9 protein-coding genes are annotated in these 18,062 nt (G+C 71.1%); 7 read left to right on the top strand and 2 right to left on the bottom strand.

The window, feature by feature from the left end; genetic code table 11:
- Positions 1-68 precede the first annotated feature (68 nt).
- From HUA74_RS18790 to HUA74_RS18775, 4 genes are read left to right on the top strand one after another with little or no spacing between them, the layout of a single operon-like run.
- Positions 69-1,736, top strand: coding sequence for a hypothetical protein (locus HUA74_RS18790; RefSeq protein WP_174455602.1), 1,668 nt, complete (start codon positions 69-71; stop codon positions 1,734-1,736).
- A 43-nt stretch (positions 1,737-1,779) separates the two neighbouring features.
- The gene (locus HUA74_RS18785) at positions 1,780-3,684 is read left to right on the top strand and encodes a hypothetical protein (RefSeq protein WP_174455601.1); all 1,905 of its coding nucleotides are present in this window, start codon (positions 1,780-1,782) and stop codon (positions 3,682-3,684) included.
- Entirely contained in the window at positions 3,681-7,286 is a 3,606-nt protein-coding gene (locus HUA74_RS18780) for a flagellar motor protein (protein ID WP_174455600.1), read from the top strand. Before HUA74_RS18785 ends, HUA74_RS18780 begins: the two co-directional genes overlap by 4 nt.
- Positions 7,287-7,295: 9 nt before the next feature.
- A complete protein-coding gene (locus HUA74_RS18775; protein WP_174455599.1) occupies positions 7,296-10,361 on the top strand; it encodes a hypothetical protein in 3,066 nt (1,021 codons plus the stop codon).
- 1 nt (position 10,362) lies between these two features.
- Here HUA74_RS18775 and HUA74_RS18770 read toward each other — a convergent pair whose 3' ends face one another.
- Positions 10,363-11,757: a response regulator gene (locus HUA74_RS18770; RefSeq protein WP_174455598.1), complete on the bottom strand. Its 1,395-nt coding sequence runs from the start codon at positions 11,755-11,757 to the stop codon at positions 10,363-10,365.
- Between the two features lie 12 nt (positions 11,758-11,769).
- Between HUA74_RS18770 and HUA74_RS18765 the strand changes: the two genes are divergently transcribed.
- From HUA74_RS18765 to HUA74_RS18755, 3 genes are all read left to right on the top strand, one after another.
- Positions 11,770-12,156: a VOC family protein gene (locus HUA74_RS18765; RefSeq protein WP_174455597.1), complete on the top strand. Its 387-nt coding sequence runs from the start codon at positions 11,770-11,772 to the stop codon at positions 12,154-12,156.
- 54 nt (positions 12,157-12,210) lie between these two features.
- A complete protein-coding gene (locus HUA74_RS18760; RefSeq protein WP_174455596.1) occupies positions 12,211-13,587 on the top strand; it encodes a general secretion pathway protein GspE in 1,377 nt (458 codons plus the stop codon).
- Positions 13,588-13,704: 117 nt separating this feature from the next.
- Positions 13,705-15,648, top strand: a complete 1,944-nt coding sequence (locus HUA74_RS18755) for an ATP-binding protein (RefSeq protein WP_174455595.1) — start codon at positions 13,705-13,707, stop codon at positions 15,646-15,648.
- 52 nt (positions 15,649-15,700) lie between these two features.
- Here the strand turns inward: HUA74_RS18755 and HUA74_RS18750 are convergent, their stop codons facing one another.
- Positions 15,701-18,013, bottom strand: a complete 2,313-nt coding sequence (locus tag HUA74_RS18750) for a protein kinase (protein ID WP_174455594.1) — start codon at positions 18,011-18,013, stop codon at positions 15,701-15,703.
- Between the last annotated feature and the right edge of the window lie 49 nt (positions 18,014-18,062).

Raw genomic sequence — 18,062 nt, 5'->3', positions numbered from 1 at the left:
GGGCCCACTGCGCCTTGTGCGGGCCATGGGTCTGTCGTTCCTGAGTCCCCCCGGGAAGGTGGTTTCCGATGCTGCGCGCTCTGGCCCTCTTGACGTGCTTGTTGCCTGCGCTGTCCCCCGCCTCCCCTGAAGTCGGCAGTCTCTCCGGGTCCGCGAAGCTGGTGAACGGTGGCCCTGGAGACCAGACGGACCCGCACGTGAGCGGGGCCCTGGTCGCCTACACGAGCGAATCCGGAGGCACGAGCGAGATTCGCTACCACGACCTGGCGTCTGGGACGGACCAGGCGATTCCGAACGACGGCGCGTTCGACTTCGTGTCGGACATCAGCGGAAGCACCGTGGTGTTCACCCGCGTCAACACCTCCAGCGCCATCTTCACGTACGAGGTGGGCAAGGCGCAGGCGCCGGTGGAGCTGGCGCCACAAGCGGGCAGCAGTCGCAGGGCGGCGGTGATTGGCGGTCGCACCGTGGCGTGGCAGGACTTCGGCTACACCGGCAGCACGCTGGAGCCGGAGATCGCCCTCTTCGATCTGGACCAGGGCACGCTCACCCGGCTCACGGATGATCGCATGCTGGACCGCACGCCGTCGGTGGCTCCGGACGGGAAGACGGTGGTCTGGGCCAAGTGCGACGCGCAGGGGCAGCACTGCGACATCTGGCAGGCGCGCTGGGCTGGCAATGGCTTCAACTCGCAGGCGCTCACCGGCAGCGAGGGCGAGGAGTCGCAGCCCGACACCAATGGGGACATCGTCGTCTACGCCAGCACGCGCACGGTGGATGGGGTGTCGGACCGCGACATCTACTGGAAGCCGGTGAATGGCGGCACCGAGCAGCGACTCGCGCTGCCGGGACTGGATGCGAACCCCAGCATCAGCGGCTCGTTGATCGCCTTCGAGCGCAAGGACCCGGCGAAGGGCGACTTCGACATCGCGCTCTACGACCTGGATACGCAGACGCTCTACCTGCTCACCAAATCGGCGGAGAACGAGAACCTCAACGACTTGAGCGTGGCCGACGACGGCACGGTGCGGGTGGTGTGGACGGTGGCGGAGAACGGTGACTTCAACGTGCACTCGTTCACCTTCAAGCTGCCGGGAAACGCCCCCTGCGAGGACGTGGCGTCCGCGGAGCCTCCGCGCACGGCCGAGGCGGTGTGCACGCAGCCGGGGTCCACGCCGCTGCTCGCCGCGCTGGAAGTGGCGCGGACCACGGGCCAGCCCAATGCGGTGTCACTCGGCTTCTACGGCCTGGGGGCCGGGGTGCTGTGCGTCGACAACGGCTACAGCGGCGAGCGCGCCACGTCCGGCTGGGTGTGGCTGGACGGCGCCGAAATCGTCGACCCCTCCAGCTTCAAGCCCACCGTGTCGCTCGTGGCCCGAGATGTCACCCTGGATGGCAACACCTGGCTGGCGGCGCTGATCTCCGGAAATGCCGGAAGCTCCTTCCGCATTCGCATTTATGGCACCGCGTCACAGTGCGACGTGACGCCGCCTCCCGTGAAGGGGGAGGAGCGCATCCCCGGCGAGTACGTGGCTCCCCTGTCCCTCGAGGTGGGTGGGGTGTCATCCCTGACCTTTGTGCCGCAAGGCGAAACACATGGAGCAGGGTGTAGCGCGGGAGGCACGTCGATGGCGGCGGCCGGGTTGGCGCTGGTGGCGTTGTGGCTGGCGCGTCCCCGGCATGTCTCCGTGAGGGTTTCGCGGAAGGAACTTCGGCGGAGCGGACGGGCCCTGTAGACTTCGTCTCGTCCTGAAACATTTTCCGCTCCCAGTCCTTGTGATGCTGTGCGTGTGTGCTTCGGCCAGAGCCGACACACTCGAACTGCTTGGGCCGTCGTCCGCCGTGACGCCAGAGGGCTTCCCGGTGGCGGTGGTTCGCAAGGATGCGTCCGGAGTGCCGGTGCCCTTGGTGGGGACGCCGACCCTCACGGTGGATGGCGCGGAGCTTCGAGAAGGGCCCGCGCAGTCGCCGCTTCGCACCTTCATCGTCGTGCCCCGCCCGGGCGCGCGCGACGTGCAGGTGCGCGCGCGGGTGGATGGACTGGAGGCGCAGGCGCGCTTCGTGCTCGGACCACCCGCCACGGACGTCAAGCTGGGGTTGGAGCCCGCCGCGCCGGTGAAGGGGCGCGACAAGGAAGCGGTGCTCACGGTGAGTCTGCTGCGGCCGGATGGCACGGCTGACGACAGCGGCGCGCCGCCAGTGGTGCGGGTCAGCACCGGCAGGGTGGAAGGGCTGGAGCGCGTCGCGCCGGGGACCTATCGCGCGCGCTACGTCCTCCCGGACACGCGCCATCCGGAGGTGGCCATCCTGGTGGCGTTCTCCGCGTGGCCCAGCCCGCAGTCCGTCCACGGGGCCTATGGGCGCGTGCTGGTGCCGCTCGCCGCGTCGGTGAACCTGCCGGGCACGACGGAGCCGGATGCGCGCATGTCCATCGACATCGCGGGGGAGAGCTTTGGCCCCGTGACGGCGGGACCGGATGGCCGCTTCCGTCTTCCCATCGTCGTGCCGCCGGGACATCGCTTCGGCCAGGGCCGCGTGGTGGACAGGGCCGGCAATGCGCGGCGTGAGAACATCGACTTGAAACTGCCGCCCACCGACGGGCTCGCGTGTGTGTTTCAACCGCAGCGACTGCCGGCGGATGGTGTGTCTCAGGCGCGGCTCCTGTGCGCGACGAGCGACCCTTTGGGCAAGCCCGTGGAGGACGCGAAGGTGACGGCGCAGGCGCGTCGCGGTGTCCTGCGAGGACCGTCACGCGCGGCGGGCGGCATGCTGGAGTGGCTCTACACGGCGCCTCGGACGCTCGGCGATGACGAGCGAATCGAAGCCGCGTGGCCCCAGCGCGGCGCGGGCTCTCGCGAGGTGTTGTCGCTGCAGCTCGTGCAGGGGCCGGTGGCGGAGCTGGCCATGTCCGTGTCGGAGGCGCTCGTGCACCGGGGCGCACAGGCGCGGGTGTCCGTGCGCGCGCGGGATGCGCTCGGCCGTGCACGCCCCGGAGCGACGTTGTCGCTGGAGGCTCCCGAGGGTGGCTTCACGCCCGCGGTGGAGTCCGCGCCCGGTGACTTCGCGAGTGCCTGGCAGCCGCCTGTCGCTGGGGGCGCGGAGCAGGTGACGCTGAGCGCTCGGGCCTGGGGGCCGGTGGGCAGCGAGCCCGCGCGCATCGCAGTGTGGCCGCGCGGAGGCGTGCTGTATGCGGGCGTCTCCGACCTGGCGGGACTGCCGGTGCCTTCGCAGCCGTTGCGCCTGGATGGACATGAGCTGACCACGGGCCTGGACGGCACGGTGGCCCTGGGCGCGTTGTCGCCGGGGACGCACCTGGTGGCGCATGGCCTGTGGACGGGATTGGTGCGCACCGTCCACGTCCTGGGCGGCGAGGGACTGGCGTATCCGCTGGATGTGCCGCTCGTGCCGGAGGCCGTCTCGCAGCAGGTGCGCGTGGCGCCCGAGGTTCCCGTCAACGTGCGGCTCCGCGGGGAAGGCGCTCGCGTGACGTACTGGCTGGAGGACTCTCGCGGGCACGTCCTGGAAGGGCGCGCGGTGCATGTCGCGCTGTCGGACGGAACGCGTGAGGGCGAAGAGGTTCGCGAGGGACGCACGTCGTTCACCGTGCGCTCCACGCGTCCGGTGAGCGTCTCCGTGGCGGACGTGGCCACGGGTGTCACCGCGCTCATCGAGGTGCGCCCATGAGGCTTCCGGGCCTGCTTCTCGTGAGCGCGATGCTCTGCACCGGGGCGGCCTGGGGACAGGGCGTGTCCATGGACGTGCCCTCGCTGGCGTCCACCATCGCCGGTCGCGTGTGTCTGGATGTCGATGGGGATGGGCGCTGTGGCGTTGACGAGCCAGGTGTCGCGGGAGTGCGGCTGGTGCTGACGACGGGGCGCGAGGTGCGCACGGACTCGCGAGGACGCTTCCACCTCACGGGCGTGGACTCCCGCACGCCGGACGCCACGCGCGGCCTGCACCTGCGTCCGGGGCGCCACCGGCTCAAGGTGGATCCGCGCTCGCTGCCGGCCGCCAGTCGTGTGACTCCGGAGGCCGCCACGGTGGAGGTGCCGTGGGGCGCCGTCGCCCTCCAGGACTTCGCGGTGCGCAGTCTGGCTTCGGATGCGCCGCCGCTGGAGCTGTCCTATTCGCGAGTACCTCCCGTGGCGGACGTGGTCGCCGGCGAGGGGGCCGTGCGCTTTCGTCTCGCGGGTCAGGCCGCCGTGGGAGACCGCGTGCGCGTCGGTGCGCTGGACGCGGAGGTGGATGCTCGCGGTGGGTGGAGCGCCTGGGTTCCCCTCATCGCCGGGGACAACACGCTGGCCATCCAGGCCACGGCTCCGGATGGCAGGGTGCGCCTGTCACGGCAGCAGGTCGACGTCGTGCGCCGGGCCGAAGGCTGGTTGGTGGTGCCGAGGCCGCTGGTGCTCGTGGGCTCCTTCCAGCTCCCCTCCGCGCGTGACGAGGCCGCGGCCAGTGGTGTCACCCGGCTGAAGGTGGAGGCTCCGGCGGGGACGTCGGTGCGAGGCCCTGAGGGTGAGTCTTCCGTGGTCGGGCCCGAGGGTCGCGTGGAGGTCCCCGTGACGCTGGCTTCAGGGAACAACCGCGTGACGTTGGCCCTGACGCCGCCAGGAGGCTCCGCGCACGAGACGGTGGTGGACATCCTCGCGGAGCCGAGGCCGTTCGCGGTGGGGTTGCTGGACCTCGAAGCGAGCTTTGCGCCGGCGGACAGCGACTTCCAACTGCGAGGCCGGGGCTCCGCGCACGCGGAAGTGCGCCTGGGGCCGGTGGACGTGGTGGGGGAGTTGGACCTGCGCGATACGGATGGCCGCACGCTGCGCGGCGCGGAGCTTCCGGACTGGCTGCGTCCTCGCGTCCCCGAGCGCTTCGACCGGGTGGCGGACCCGGACTTCTCGCCGGAGGAGTGGGGCGACGACTCGGTGTCGCTGACGCCGAACGCCACCGAGGCCCGGCTTCGTGTGGAGGCGCGTCACCCGGACTTCGGCCGCGCGGGGTTGGGCACGTACCGGGCGCTGGTGCAGGACCGCGAGGTGGGCCGTTACCACCGCCCCCTCTTCGGCCCCTATGCGGAGCTGACCACCTCGAGCGAGAAGGGCCCGGGGCTCCGCGCCGGTGTGGATGCTTTCGGCGGCAGCCTCACGGACCCGACGCGCGGGCTCTCGGCTGTTCCCGCCCATGAAGAGCTGCGCGCGACGGGCGGCAGCCTCTTCTACCTGGGCGCGGTGTCGGTGGCGGAGGGCTCGGAGCTGGTTCGCGTGGAGGTGCGCGACGGCGTCACCGGTCTGCCGTTGGCGGAGCGCCACCTGGTGCGCGGGCGCGACTACGACATCGACTACTTCGCCGGGCGCATCCTGCTGTCGCGGCCGTTGTCGTTCCTCGCGGGCGACACCTTCCTTCGCACCGACATGCTCACGGAGGCGCCGGAGCCGGTGCTCGTCGTCGACTACGCGGCGCTGCGCACGACGGGCACGGAGGACTCCGGTGGCGGCGAGGTGTGGGCCGAGTGGGGCGGCGCGCGCGTGGGGCTGGCCGCGGTGCGGGAAGGCCGCGAGGGCCGTCCCTACACGCTGTACTCGGGCCGGGGCTCGGCGCGACTGGGCGCGTACTCGCTGGAGGCGGAGGCGGCCTCCAGTCGTGGCATGGCGGTGGACTCGGCCGTGTTCGGGGTGTCCGACGACGGAGGCCTGAGCTTCCTGCGCCCTGGCGCGGGGCTGGCGACGGGCGGCGAGGCCTTGGGACTGCGCATGCGGGGGCCGGGCCTGTGGGGCGATGGCTCCGTGGATGCGTCCTATCGCTGGCGCGGGCGGGGCTTCTCGGACGGTGCGCACCTGGATGCGGCGCGTTTCCAGCAACTCGCGCTGAGGCTGCGCCAGCCCGTGGGCCGGCTGCGGTTGTTGCTGCTCGCGGATGGCCGCAACTCGGCGGACCCTCGCGAGCCCTTCGTGGACAACCCCTTCTCCGCGAGCACCGTGGGCGCGAGCGTGGGGTGGGAGGAGTCCACCTGGGGCGTGAGCGTGGAGGCGCGGGACGCTCGGCTCAAGGCGGCGGAGGTCGTGGGGCAGGGCGAGGCGCTGACAGGCGGCCGCACCTCCATGGGCGTCGCGGGTCGCTACCGGCTGCTCGACGGCCTCTGGCTCCAGGCCTCTCATCGCCAGAAGCTGGCTCTGCATGGCGCGGGGCCGGGGCGCGTGGACGACACATTCAGCGCGGCGGGCGTGGACGTCGAACTGGGGCGCGACACGCGAGTGGGGGTGCGCGGTGGTTGGGGGCCCGAGCTGGGGCCTCGCGCGTGGGCCAACGTGGAGTCTCGTCGCGGCTCGGACGTGTACTACGGCGGCTACTCGGTGGACGTGGATGGGCCGGACTTCGGTGCCGGACGGACGCTCACGGGCGCTCGCACGGAGCTGCCCGACAGCGGCACCGCGCTGTTCGTCGAGGAGGTGGGCCTGCATGACGCGACGTCCGTGCGGCTGTCGCGGGCGGTGGGCCTCCAGAAGTCGGTGCTGGATGGCTTCAGCGTGGGCGCTCGTTACGAGCGCGGCGTGCGCAGCCTGCTGGACGTGAATCCTCCGCTGCGGCGCGACGCGGGCGGCGTCTTCGGACAGCTGCTCCTGGAAAAGCTGCGGGTGGAGGGCCGGTTCGAACTGCGACGGGAGAAGGGCACGCCGGAGCGCGGCACGACGGAGGCCGTGGACCGGTTGCAGACGGTGGTGGCGCTGGCCGCCGAGGCGGAGCTGGCGCGCGACGTGACGGCTTCCGGTCGCGTGGACTTCTCGCGAACCCTCAACGACGACGCGCTGGAGGCCCGGCTGTTGGAGGGCTACGCGGCGTTGGCGTGGCGACCCGGACCGTGGCTCGTGGTGGCGCGCTACGGAGTCACCCGGGAGCTGCTGCCGGGCACTCGCGCCGCCTTCGGCGACAGGGCGCTCCAGATTCTCTCCCTGCTTCCCGCGGTGCGCCTGGGCGACAGGTTCTCCGTCGCGGCGGGACTGCACGCGGGACACAGCAGCCTGGAAGGCTCCTCGCGGTGGGTGTGGACGGGCACGGTGCGCCCCGCCGTCCGGGTGGTGGGTGGGCTGGAAGTGGCGGGCGAGCTGGCGCGTCGGACGGCTTCACCCGACGGCGACCGGCTGACCGCGGTGCGGGCTGAAGTGGCATATCGGATGGATGAGAAGCTCCGAATGGCCGTCGGGTACACACTGCTGGGCTTCAGCGGCTTGGGTTTGGGCTCCGAGTCGTCCGAAGATCAGGACCGGCTCTACCTCCGGGCAGAGCTCGCCTACTAGGAGTATCGCGTGCGCTCCGGCATCCTCATCTGCCTCTGCTTGGGACTGTCCGCGGTGGCGGCCGCGGAGTGGAAGGAAGGCCTCTCGGTCGCGGGGGACCCGAGCGATGTGAGGGTGTGGAGTCCTGGCACCGTCGCCCTCGCTTCCTCCCAGGGCGTGGAGCTCCACATCGACGGGGAGCAGGTGGCCAACCGGGTCTTGTCGCCCGCCGTGGGCACATTGCTGATGTCCTCGGGTTGCTTCGCGGGCGTGCGGGTGGATGGGCAAATCCTCGCCCACAACGACTGCCTTCCTCCTGCCAAAATCATCCCGGAGCTGCCCACCTCGACGACGACCGAGGTTCGCCGGGTGATGCAGACCGCGTCGGGCACTGGCTACGCCTCCATCGCGGTCGACACGAACGAGTTCCTGCTGCTGCACGCGAGTCCGTCCGAAACCGCCACCTTCCCGTGGAACACCCGCGTCCTGGAGACGGGGCAGTACAAGGCGACGTCGGTGATGGGCGTGACGGAGACCGCGGGGGGAGTTGCCCATGCGTTCATCCCCGTCGTCGGCAATCCGAACCTCCTCTACATCCGAGGCAACCGGAGCGAGGCCGCGTTCAACATGGACGCTTCGCTGACGACGCTGCCGCTCCTGACGGTGGACCTCATTCCCACGAGTGGGGTGTATCCCATCGCCCTGGTGGGCAACTCGGATGGACTGTTCCGCGCGCCGCTCTCCGCCTCGCCGGTTCCCCAGGACTTCCAGCGCGTCACGCTGCTCGACTCGGGACCGGTGAGCATCGTGTCCGTGGACATGAACACCGAGCTGAGCAGCAGCCGGGGCACGGGCTTTGGTCTCGCGGTGGGCACTCGCAACGGCGGAGAGCACGTCGTGCTCGGCGCGGTGCCGACGGGAAGCGCGGCCGACTCGGGGGTGACGTGGCGGATTCATCCCGCGTTCGCCAACGCGTCGCTGCCGGTGTCGGACCCGTTCGCCCAGGTGTCCTGCGTGGACTCCACCTTCTGCGTCATCACCCTGCACAACCCGGTGCAGAACGTCATCTATTACGTCAACGCCGTGGCACCGGTGTTCGGCGCGATTCCGGCGCCGGTCAACATCAACGAGGCCACGACGCGGACGCTGGATGTGACGGCGACCGATGAGGACGGCGACGCGGTCCGAGTTTCCGCGGAGGTGGGGCAGTCATTGGTGCAGGTCAACGCCACGCCCGGAGTGGACGCGGTGTCGCTGTCCCTCACGGCTCCAGTGGTCTGCGAGCCGACGATGACCCAGTTCACGGTGTTCGCCTCGGATGGTCTGGGCACGCATGACCGGCAGGCCACCGTGTCCGTGCTCATTGAAAACACGGAGGGCCCTGGGGCGCCCGTGGTGATGCCGCTCCAGGCCACGACGTCCGCGGGAGGCCCCGCGCTCGTGTTCGCCGCGTCACCGGGCGCCGGAATCTGCGAGTCCGTGGACTACGTGTGGAGCACGCCCCCGGGCCAGCCGGTGTTGCACACGGACGCGGGCGGCCGCTCCGCCACGTTCATGCCTTCGGACTTCCTCTGCTCGGCGACAGGCGCGCGTTACACGTACGAGGTGCGGGCGAGGGACAAGGGCCTGGCTCCATCCGAGCCCACGACGTTCACCGTGGACGTGCGGCCGTGGGGAAAGCCCGCGGCGCCCTTTGCGCCGAACACCGTGCGCCCGTTGACCTCCGGGCACACCGTGGAGCTGCGTCCCGAAGCGCTGCACCCCTGTGAAGCCACGGCGGGGCTGCCACAAGTGGAGACGGTGTGGCGGCTCCAGGATGGGGGCGTGGTGCCTCCAGGGCTGACGGTGAAGGATGGTGCCGGCAACCCCGTCGACCTGACCTCGCCCGTCACCGCGCCAGTGCTCCAGGTGTCAGCGGAAGGCTGCGCGAGCACGTCGCTGACGCTGGTGGCCCGCAACCGGATGACCGTCGCGGGAGTCGGCCTGTTGGAAGGGCCGGAGTCCGTGGTGAAGGTGGAGGCCCAGCCGGAGGCGGAGGATGTGTCGGCCGCCAGCCTCGACCTGTCGATGCGCGTCACGGGCGGGCAGGACGTCGAGGCGACGCTGGGCACGTCCCTGCGCTGCCCTGGGGCGCATGCGCTCAAGGCGCGCATGTTCCTGGAGTCCGCCGATGGCGCGCCCATTTCCTCCCAGGTGGTGCCCGTGCCCGGTGCGTGGCGCTTCCAGTTGCCAGCGGTCTGCTCGGCCACCCCGTACACGGTGCGAGGCGAACTCTTCTCCGACGTCGCCGCCCCCGTCGAGGCGGGCCGGACGCGACAGACGGTGACTTCCGAGGCGCGAGCGGTCGCCCTGGGTGAGCTGGAGGGTGAGGCGCTCGTCGCGCGTTGTGGCGAGGGCGCGACGACGACCCTCACGCAGGAGATTCCTCCCGACGCGTGCTCGGACGTGAGCGTCTCCTGGTCCCAGGAAGGTGGCCCCGCGCTCGCGCAGGGCGAGCTGTCGGGCCGCAGCGTCACCGTGGCCACGCGCGAGACAGGCCTGCAGGAACTGGTGGGGACGTCCGTCACCCTGCGCGTCAGTGCCGACGCGGGTGGGGGCAACGCGGCGGCGCGGGTGCACACGGTGCCGATTGTCGCGGAGCCTTTTGTCGACGTGGCGCATTCCACGGAGACCGCTTCCGGCCAGGAGACCGGACTGGTGGGCGTGGTGGTGCAGCTGAGCAACACCACCGACTGTGCCGTCACGGGCCTGCGCTATGTGGAGCGCGTCGAGGGCATGGAGCTGGTGCCCGGCAGCGTGAAGGTCGCGGGGCTGGCCCTCGCGGAGCAGTCCGACGAGGGAGGCTTCGCCGTGGAGGGTGTCGCGCTCGCCGCGCACGCGACGAGCACGCTGACGTACGTGGCCCGGCCTCGGCTGCTGTCCTCGCCGCGCTTCACTGGCGAGGTGTTCCTCAACGGCGTGCCCGTATCGGGAGCCCTGTCTCGCGAGCCGTCCTCGTCCTGTGGCTGCTCGCAGGGAAGCTCGGGCGGGGCCCTGTTGGGTTTGCTCGCGGTGGCTCAGTGGCTGCGCCGTCGTCGGGACGGCGCGCGGCGCTGAGTCAGAGGCCGAAGGAGATGCGGTGGCGGCGGCTGGGCGTCTCCGGCCGCTCCTCCAGCACGCCGAGCAGCTCCAGGCCCCGCAGCGTCGCCAGGGCCTGTCGCTCCGACAGGTCCGTCAGCGCGAGCAGGTCCTCCACCGTCTTGCTGCCGTCCGCGTAGGCCAGGAGCAAGGCCTGCGGCCCCTGCAGCTTCAGCTCGTGCAGGCCGTAGGGCGGGTCGGCGGTGGGGAACAGGCGACGTCCCTGGCCCATGCGCTGACGCAGGGCCACCAGCGTCTCCGTCTTCTCCACGCCCTCCAGCACCAGGTCGCCCGGGAAGACGGACAGCTTCACCAGGTCCGCGCGCTGCGGCCTCATGGCGCTGAAGCCGTAGGCGCCTTCCGTCCAGGTGAAGGTGGACCAGAGCAGCTCGCGGACCTGCTCCTCCAGGAGCTGTCGCCGCCGTGGGGCATCCAGCACACCCAGGCGAATCATCGCCTCACCGGTGCGCAGCCCCTGCTGCTTCGCGATGGCGGCCACCTCCGCGAGCTTCTCCTCCGTGAGCACACCGCGCCGGACGCAGAAGCGACCGAATCGCTCGTGTGCCAGGTTGGAGGCCGCGTACACGATGCGGCCGGACTCGAAGTAGACGACCTTGAGGATGGAGCCCTGCTGGAGCTTCAGCTCCCCGTGGTGGCGCGCCTCGTAATAGGCGTTGAGCAGCCGCGCCACGGAGGTGTCCTTCAGGTCTCCACCGAGGGACCACTCGGGCAGCGCGCGCCGTGTCTTGGCCGAAGCGGGCTGCGCGTCGGTCCACACCTTCCCCCGGTGGGCGAAGGGTAGCGGCAGGGCCGGCTCCTCGCTCTCCAGGCCGGGCAGCGGCGCGGAGTCGGGGATGGCCTGCATGGGTGCACTCGCCTCGCCCGCGTCCTCCTCCGTGTCGGGAATCAGCTCCTCCAGGACGATGAGGTCCACGTCGTCGAGCAGCTCATCCTGGGCCGCGTCTTCCTCCACGGGAGGCGCGGCGCGGGGCACGGGCTCGACGCCACCCGCGCGCTCCAGGGCCTCCATCACGGTGATGAGCTCGAAGGGCTTCTCGAAGAAGCCTCGGGCGCCGTGGACCTGCACGGCCTCCTGCGCGAAGCGGTCACCCTTGTACACACCGCTCACCGCGATGGCGGGGATGCCGTGGGCCCGCAGGGCACCGAGCACCTCGCTGCCTCGGATGTCGGGAAGCAACAGGTCCACCAGCGCCGCGTCCCACGTGGAGCCGGGGCTGAGCGCCTCCAGCGCGGCCTCGCCGGTGTGCACGGCGCGCGCGTCGTGGCCCCGGCTCTGGGCCGTGGAGACGATGAGGGAGGCCAGCTCGTGGTTGTCCTCGACGATGAGCAGTCGCGCCATGGGCGGCCGGACCATAGCATCGCCCCCATGAACGTTCAGGGCTTCCACCACGTGGCCATCCAGGCGTGGGACATCGAGCGCGTGACAGCCTTCTACAGGGACTTGCTGGGCTTTCCCGAGCTCACCCGGCATCCGCGCCCGGACGGCACCCTGCGGAGCATCTGGGTGGGCGTGCCCGGGGGCGGCTTCCTGGCCATCGAGGCGGCGGGCGCGGAGCCCGAACCCCAGCCCTTCCGGCACCCGGGTCCGGGCCTGCTGATGCTGGCGTTCCGCATCGCGAGGGCGGAGCGCGACGCGGTGGTGTCCGAGCTTACTCAGGCGGGCGTACCCCTGGAGCACGAGACGCGGTGGACGGTGTACGTGAGGGATCCAGAGGGCAACCGGGTGGCGCTCAGTCACCACCCGGAGGACTAGGGGGCGGGGTGTGCGTGCTTGCGGACCGGGATGGGGCGCGGCTACAAGCCGGTCATGCGCCTGGGCGAACAGCTCCTGAAGGATGGCCTCGTCACCGCGGAGGGTCTCGAGGAGGCGCTCGAGGCGCAGGTGGTGCATGGCGGGCGGCTCGGGACGAACCTGGTGGAGCTGGGGCTGGTGTCCGAGGTGGACCTGGCCCGGGTGCTGGGCTCCCTGCACAACAGCGCGTTCGCCTCCGGGGAGATGGTGCCGGACCCGAAGGCGCTGGAGCTGGTGCCCGCCAACCAGGCGGATGACAAGGAGCTGCTCCCCATGCGGGTGGACGCGACGCGCCTGAGCGTCGCGGTGGTGAACCCGCACGACTTCGAGACGTTGGACGCGATTGCCTTCAAGACGGGCAAGCGCGTGGTGCCGGTGGTCATCCCCGAGTTCCGGATGAACCAGCTGCTGCGCCGCTACACCAAGGCGTTCCGCCCGCTGCGCGCCATCGACATGAACGCGGTGCGGCCCCGTCCCAAGCCGGGCTCGCCCCAGGCGGAAGCGGAGATCGCCAAGGCGCAGGAGAAGCCGCCCGACCTGATGAGCGAGGAGGAGTTCCAGTCCGTCTACGCGCAGGCCCTGCGCGGTGGCGCGGACTACGAGGGCGACGTCGGCGAGGAGGAGGTCATCACTGGCGTCGAGGTGGTGGAGGCCCTGCCCGAGCTCCCGCCGATGCCCATGGCGACGGTGCCCGTGTCGCGTCCGGTGGCCCCGCCTCCCGCCATGCAGGCGCAGCCCCCCGCGCCGCGCCCGGTGGCGCCTCCGCCGCCCATGCCGCCCCCGCCTCCTCCGATGCAGGTGGGCGTGCCCGCGGCCCCGGTGCCTCCGAGGCCGCTGGTGGCACCCGTGGCGAGTCCTCCCGTGGCCACCGCGCCCGTGCAGCGTCCGCCCGAGCCACCTCCCACGCCGCTGACGTTCGCGGAGGCGCAGGCGGAGCTGGCGCGCAGCACGGACCGCGAGGATGTGGCGCGCACGGTGCTGCGCTTCGCGCTGGGCAAGTGGCGGCGCAACCTGCTGCTGTCGGTGCAGGGCAGCCTTGTGACGGGCTGGCACGGCATGGGCCCGGGGGTGCGCGAGGCGGCGGTGCGTCGCATCGGCGTCGCGCTCCGGGAGCAGAGCACGTTCCGTCTGGTTCGCGACACACGCTCGCACTACGTGGGGCCGGTGCGCCGGGACGCGGCGATGGGCGTGTTCTACAAGCTGCTGGGTGGCGGCTTCCCGACGACGGCGGTCATCCTGCCGCTGCTGGTCCGGGGCAAGGTCGTGCACCTGTTGTACGTGGACAATGGGCCGGATCAGCTCACGCCGCCGGATGTGGGCGAGCTGATGATCCTCTCGCAGAGCGTGGGTCGCTCGTACGAAGCGATGATGCGGCGCCGCAAGAGCGCGTAGTCCCCGTTCGGGATTCTCGAAGACGGTTCGGGTGTTCGCTGACGCCGCGGTGACGTGGCGTCGCGAGACCGGGTGCGTTTCGTCCCAGTGACGGACGCGGGTTCACGGGAGCAAGGCTTGGAAGACGACGGCAACCAGGGGACAGCACCGCACGAGGCGCAGCTCCGGGACCTCCTGGCCGCGATGGAGGCAGCCAACCAGGGTGACTTCTCACGGCGCGTGTCCGTCCGGGGCACGAATCCGCTCATGGACCGGTTGGCGGAGACCTTCAACACGGGCGCGGAGCGGTGGTCGGCCCTCTCGCGAGAGGTTGCCCGGGTGGGCCGCGAGGTGGGAGTCGAGGGGCGGCTCGGCGCGCGGGTGGACGTGGCGCGGTCCGTCGGAGCGTGGCGGGAGCTGGCGGACGGAGTGAATGTCCTCGCCGGCAGTCTCTCCGCGCAGGTGCGGGACCTCATCCGGGTGAGCGGCGCGGTGGCGCAAGGGGACCTGTCGCAGACGCTCACCGTGGAGGTCCGGGGCGAGTCGCTGGAGCTCAAGAACATCGTCAACAGGATGGTGGCGCAGTTGACGACCTTCGCGAGCGAGGTGAATCGCGTCTCGCGGCGGGTCGGTGTGGAGAGCACGGGCGGCGGCGCTGACACGGGGCACTCCGGCGTGTGGAAGGAGCTCAACGACAACGTGGGCTTCACGGAGAAGCTGGCGCTCGCGTCACGGCACAAGAGCGAGTTCCTGGCGAACATCAGCCACGAGCTGCGCACGCCGCTCAACAGCCTGCTCATCCTCGCGAAGCTCCTCTCGGAGGACTCGGACCAGCGGCTGGGGCCAAAGGAGGCGGAGTACGCGCGGACCATCCATGCCTCGGGCGTGGATCTGCTCTCTCTCATCAACGACCTGCTGGACCTGTCCAAGGTGGAGGCAGGGAAGCTGCGGATCGAACCGGAAGAGGTGGCGCTCACGGAGGTGAAGTCGCTCATCGAGCGCGACTTCCAACACGTCGCCGAGCAGAAGGGCCTGGGCTTCGGCGTCGCGCTCTCGGGCACGCTACCTCCGACGCTGCGCACCGACTCCATGCGGCTTCGGCAGGTGCTCAAGAACCTGCTGTCGAACGCCTTCAAGTTCACGGATGCGGGGCGAGTGGAGCTGCGCATCACCCAGATGGCCCAGGGGTTGTTCCACTTCGACAACCCGGTCCTGAATCAGGCCGACGAGGTGCTGTCGTTCAGCGTCGTGGACACGGGCATCGGCATCGCGCAGGACAAGCTCCAGCGCATCTTCGAGGCCTTCCAGCAGGCGGAGCCGGGCACGGGCCGCAAATACGGGGGCACGGGCCTGGGGCTGTCCATCAGCCGCGAGCTGGCGCGCCTCCTCGGCGGAGAGCTGCAGGTCGCCAGCGAACTGGGGCGTGGCAGCACCTTCACGCTCTACCTGCCCGATGTCTACGTGGGGGCGGACGTCCTGGACGAGGTGGAGGAGTCGCGGGACTCCACGCGTGCTGGAAGGTCCGTCGTGCAGGGCGCGGTGGAGCTTTCCGCGGCCGACATCCCGGCGTTTGCCCGGGGCGAGCCGACCCAGGGCGGTCCTCGAGAGCCTGACGATGGCTCGAACTCAGGCGAGGTGGCGGGGGCTGGGGTCCTGGAAGAGGGGCGCGAGTCGAGGATGCTCGGCTACGACGAGCCGCCGCCCGAGACGGTCATGCGGCGTCGCGTGCTCGTCGTGGACGACAACATCCGAGAGGCCTTCTCACTCATCAGCGTCCTGGAGTCGCGCGGGCTGGAGAGCCTCCACGCGGAGAGCATGGACGAGGCCCTGCGTGTCCTGTCGGACTCGCCCGAAGTGGATGGACTGCTGCTGCTCATCGCGATGACGGAAGCGGGCTACACGGCCCTGAGGACGCTCCGCGCGGATGCGCGCTTCAGGGGGCTGCCCATCGTCGTCGTCACGGCGAATCCGCGCGATGACGAGCGGGCGAAGTGCCTGGACGCGGGCGCCAGCGACTGCGTGACGCGCCCCTTGGACACCGACCAGGTCATCGCGCTGCTGCGCCTGGAGCGCCGCGCGTAGGCGCTGGCAGGGCTCATTTCCGGGAGCGCCTGCCAGCGAGCGTCGAGGGGGCCTACTCCTCGGAGGGCGACTCGAAGTCCACGTCGAACGAGACGCGCTGCCCGGGCTCCAGCTTGAAGGTCTTCTGCCACCGCGCGCCGTTGGCGATGACGAGGAGCTGGTGCGTGCCTTCGTAGACGTCCTGCTCCTCCACGGGGGCGGCGCCGACGAGCCGACCGTTGAGGGTGACGATGGCGTCCTTGGGCGCGCGCACGTTGATGAAGCCCTTGTTGAGGAAGATCTGCTGCGCGTTCCGTCCGCCCGCGGTGATGGTGAACGTGCGTGCCACCTGGATGCCGAGCACGGCATTGGTGAGCGTGAGCACGTGACGGCCGGCGGGCAGGGCCACGCTGAGCGGCGTGCGACCGAGGAACCCGCCGGAATAGGACACGTCCACACGAGGGTCGACGGTGAGGTCCAGGAAGCCCGTCGCAATCACCTCGGCGCCCGCATCCACGCCACTGTCAGCGCTCGTCCCCGCGTCGGTATCCAGGCCGATCATCGCCACGGACGGAGGACCCGCGTCCTCCAGCTCCGCTTCGATTCGAGGGGGCAGTCGCTGGACGATGACGGCCGCTCCACCCAGCGCGAGCACCGTGCCCACGCCCACGGCGGCGAGCCAGGCCCGAGAGGACTTTCGAGGAGTACCGGCCGTGGGCGGCACGGGGCCCGAGGCAGGCACCGCGCCCGTTTGCGGCGCGGAGACCCCGGATGCACCCGTTCCACTCGCGACGCCCGGTGAGGTGCCCGCGAGCGGCGCGGCACCCATGGTTGAGGAAGCGGTGGCCGCGGAGGGCCCGGAGCTCACGGTGGCGGCGGGAGTTCCCGAACTCAATGTCGCCGACTCAGTGGCAGCCGGAGTTCCAGCGCTCGCGGTAGCCGACCCCGTGGCGGTGGGAGTTCCAGCGCTCGCGGTAGCCGACCCCGTGGCGGTGGGAGCTCCAGCGCTCGCGGTAGTCGACCCGGTGGCGGCGGGAGTTCCAGCGCTCGCGGTAGCCGACCCGGTGTCGGCGGGAGTTCCCGTGCTCGCGGTTGAGACACCCGCGCTGCTGGTCCCGGCCGGGGTACTCGTCGACGCGGTGGCGGAGGCGCTCCCCGTCGCGGGAAGGGTCGCGACGGCGGGCAGCGTGGGATTGGAAGCGGTGATGCTCGTCGCCTCGGTGGCGGGCGCTGCTCCCGCCGCGACGGTCGCGGAGGAGCCCGTGCTCTCCGTTGACGGAGCAGGGCTCGTCGTCGTGCTCACCTCGGCGAGTTGCACGCCGCTGGTGCCGCCGGACATGGCCGCGAGGATGGAGAGCTGGCCCTGCATCGCCGGCCAGACCTTCGGAATGGCCGAAGGGGGCAGGGTGCCCGTGACGAGGAACTCCGCCACGGCCGGAGGGGCGACGCCGACCTTCTGGAGCACGTCCGCGATGCCCGCCTCGATGACCCGGCGCCGCGCGGCGCGGGCCTCGTTCTCCGGCGGGAACAGTTTGGCGAGGTAGTCCGCCAGCGACGTGTGCGCGGGCAGCGTGCCGACCGCCTCCACAATCGCTTCACGGAAGGCGTGCGCGGACGGGTACCGGTCATACGCGCGCTTCGCCGTCGCCTTGCGCACCACCGCATCCAGCTTCAGCGGCACGTCCACGGACATCGTCGGCAGCGTGCGCGTGAGCGTCGCCTTGTCCGGGTCCGCGTTGTCCTTGAAGGGCATCTTCCCGGACAGGCACTCGTGCAGCACGAGTCCAAGCAGGAACACGTCCGACTGGACATTCACGGCCTCGCGGCCCCCCAGCAGCTGCTCGGGAGCGCTGTACGCGCGGCGGTTCTTCACGCGCTTTCCATCGCGCTCGCGCGGGGCCACGCTGAGCGCGCCGTAGCCCGTCACCTTCGTCAGGCCGCTGAACGAGAGCATCAGCGTCTCGGGCCGCACGTCGCCGTGCACCAGCGGCGAGCCGTCGTCGTTGCCGGCCATGTGCGCGTAGTGCAGGCCCGTGGCGGCATCCGCGGCCACCAGCGCGGCCAGCGGCGGAGGCAGCCGAGGGCTCGCCTCCAGCACGCGGCGCAGGGGTTCTCCATCGGCGAACTCGGTGACGCGCGCCAGGCCGCCGTCCTGGGCCGCGAGGCTGTGGACGCGCAGGATGTTCGGGTGCTCGAAGACGAGCGCCCGGCCCGTCTCTCGCGTCAGCTTCGCCGTCAGCTCCGGGCTCTGCACCACCTCCTGCGGAGCCCAGATGAGAACGACGGGGCGAGGAGGCAAGCCATCCTCGAGGGCAAGCCCCAGGAAGGCTCGGGAGCCCGCCCCGGCGAGCAGGGGACCAAGTGACAGGTAGCGCACGGTGCTCATGGGGCACGCATGCTAGTGCGAGTTGCGCGCCCATCGAAATCCGAGGAAG

The organism is Myxococcus sp. CA051A, from assembly GCF_013336705.1.
Lineage (GTDB): Bacteria > Myxococcota > Myxococcia > Myxococcales > Myxococcaceae > Myxococcus > Myxococcus llanfairpwllgwyngyllgogerychwyrndrobwllllantysiliogogogochensis.
This window is presented reverse-complemented; position numbering and strand designations above follow the sequence as displayed.

Excerpts from the sequence above, each read along its gene's own strand:
- HUA74_RS18790 (WP_174455602.1), top strand. The coding sequence starts at position 69 with ATGCTGCGCGCTCTGGCCCTCTTGACGTGCTTGTTGCCTGCGCTGTCC.
- HUA74_RS18785 (WP_174455601.1), top strand. The coding sequence starts at position 1,780 with ATGCTGTGCGTGTGTGCTTCGGCCAGAGCCGACACACTCGAACTGCTT.
- HUA74_RS18780 (WP_174455600.1), top strand. The coding sequence starts at position 3,681 with ATGAGGCTTCCGGGCCTGCTTCTCGTGAGCGCGATGCTCTGCACCGGG.
- HUA74_RS18770 (WP_174455598.1), bottom strand. The coding sequence starts at position 11,757 with ATGGTCCGGCCGCCCATGGCGCGACTGCTCATCGTCGAGGACAACCAC.
- HUA74_RS18765 (WP_174455597.1), top strand. The coding sequence starts at position 11,770 with ATGAACGTTCAGGGCTTCCACCACGTGGCCATCCAGGCGTGGGACATC.
- HUA74_RS18760 (WP_174455596.1), top strand. The coding sequence starts at position 12,211 with ATGCGCCTGGGCGAACAGCTCCTGAAGGATGGCCTCGTCACCGCGGAG.
- HUA74_RS18750 (WP_174455594.1), bottom strand. The coding sequence starts at position 18,013 with ATGAGCACCGTGCGCTACCTGTCACTTGGTCCCCTGCTCGCCGGGGCG.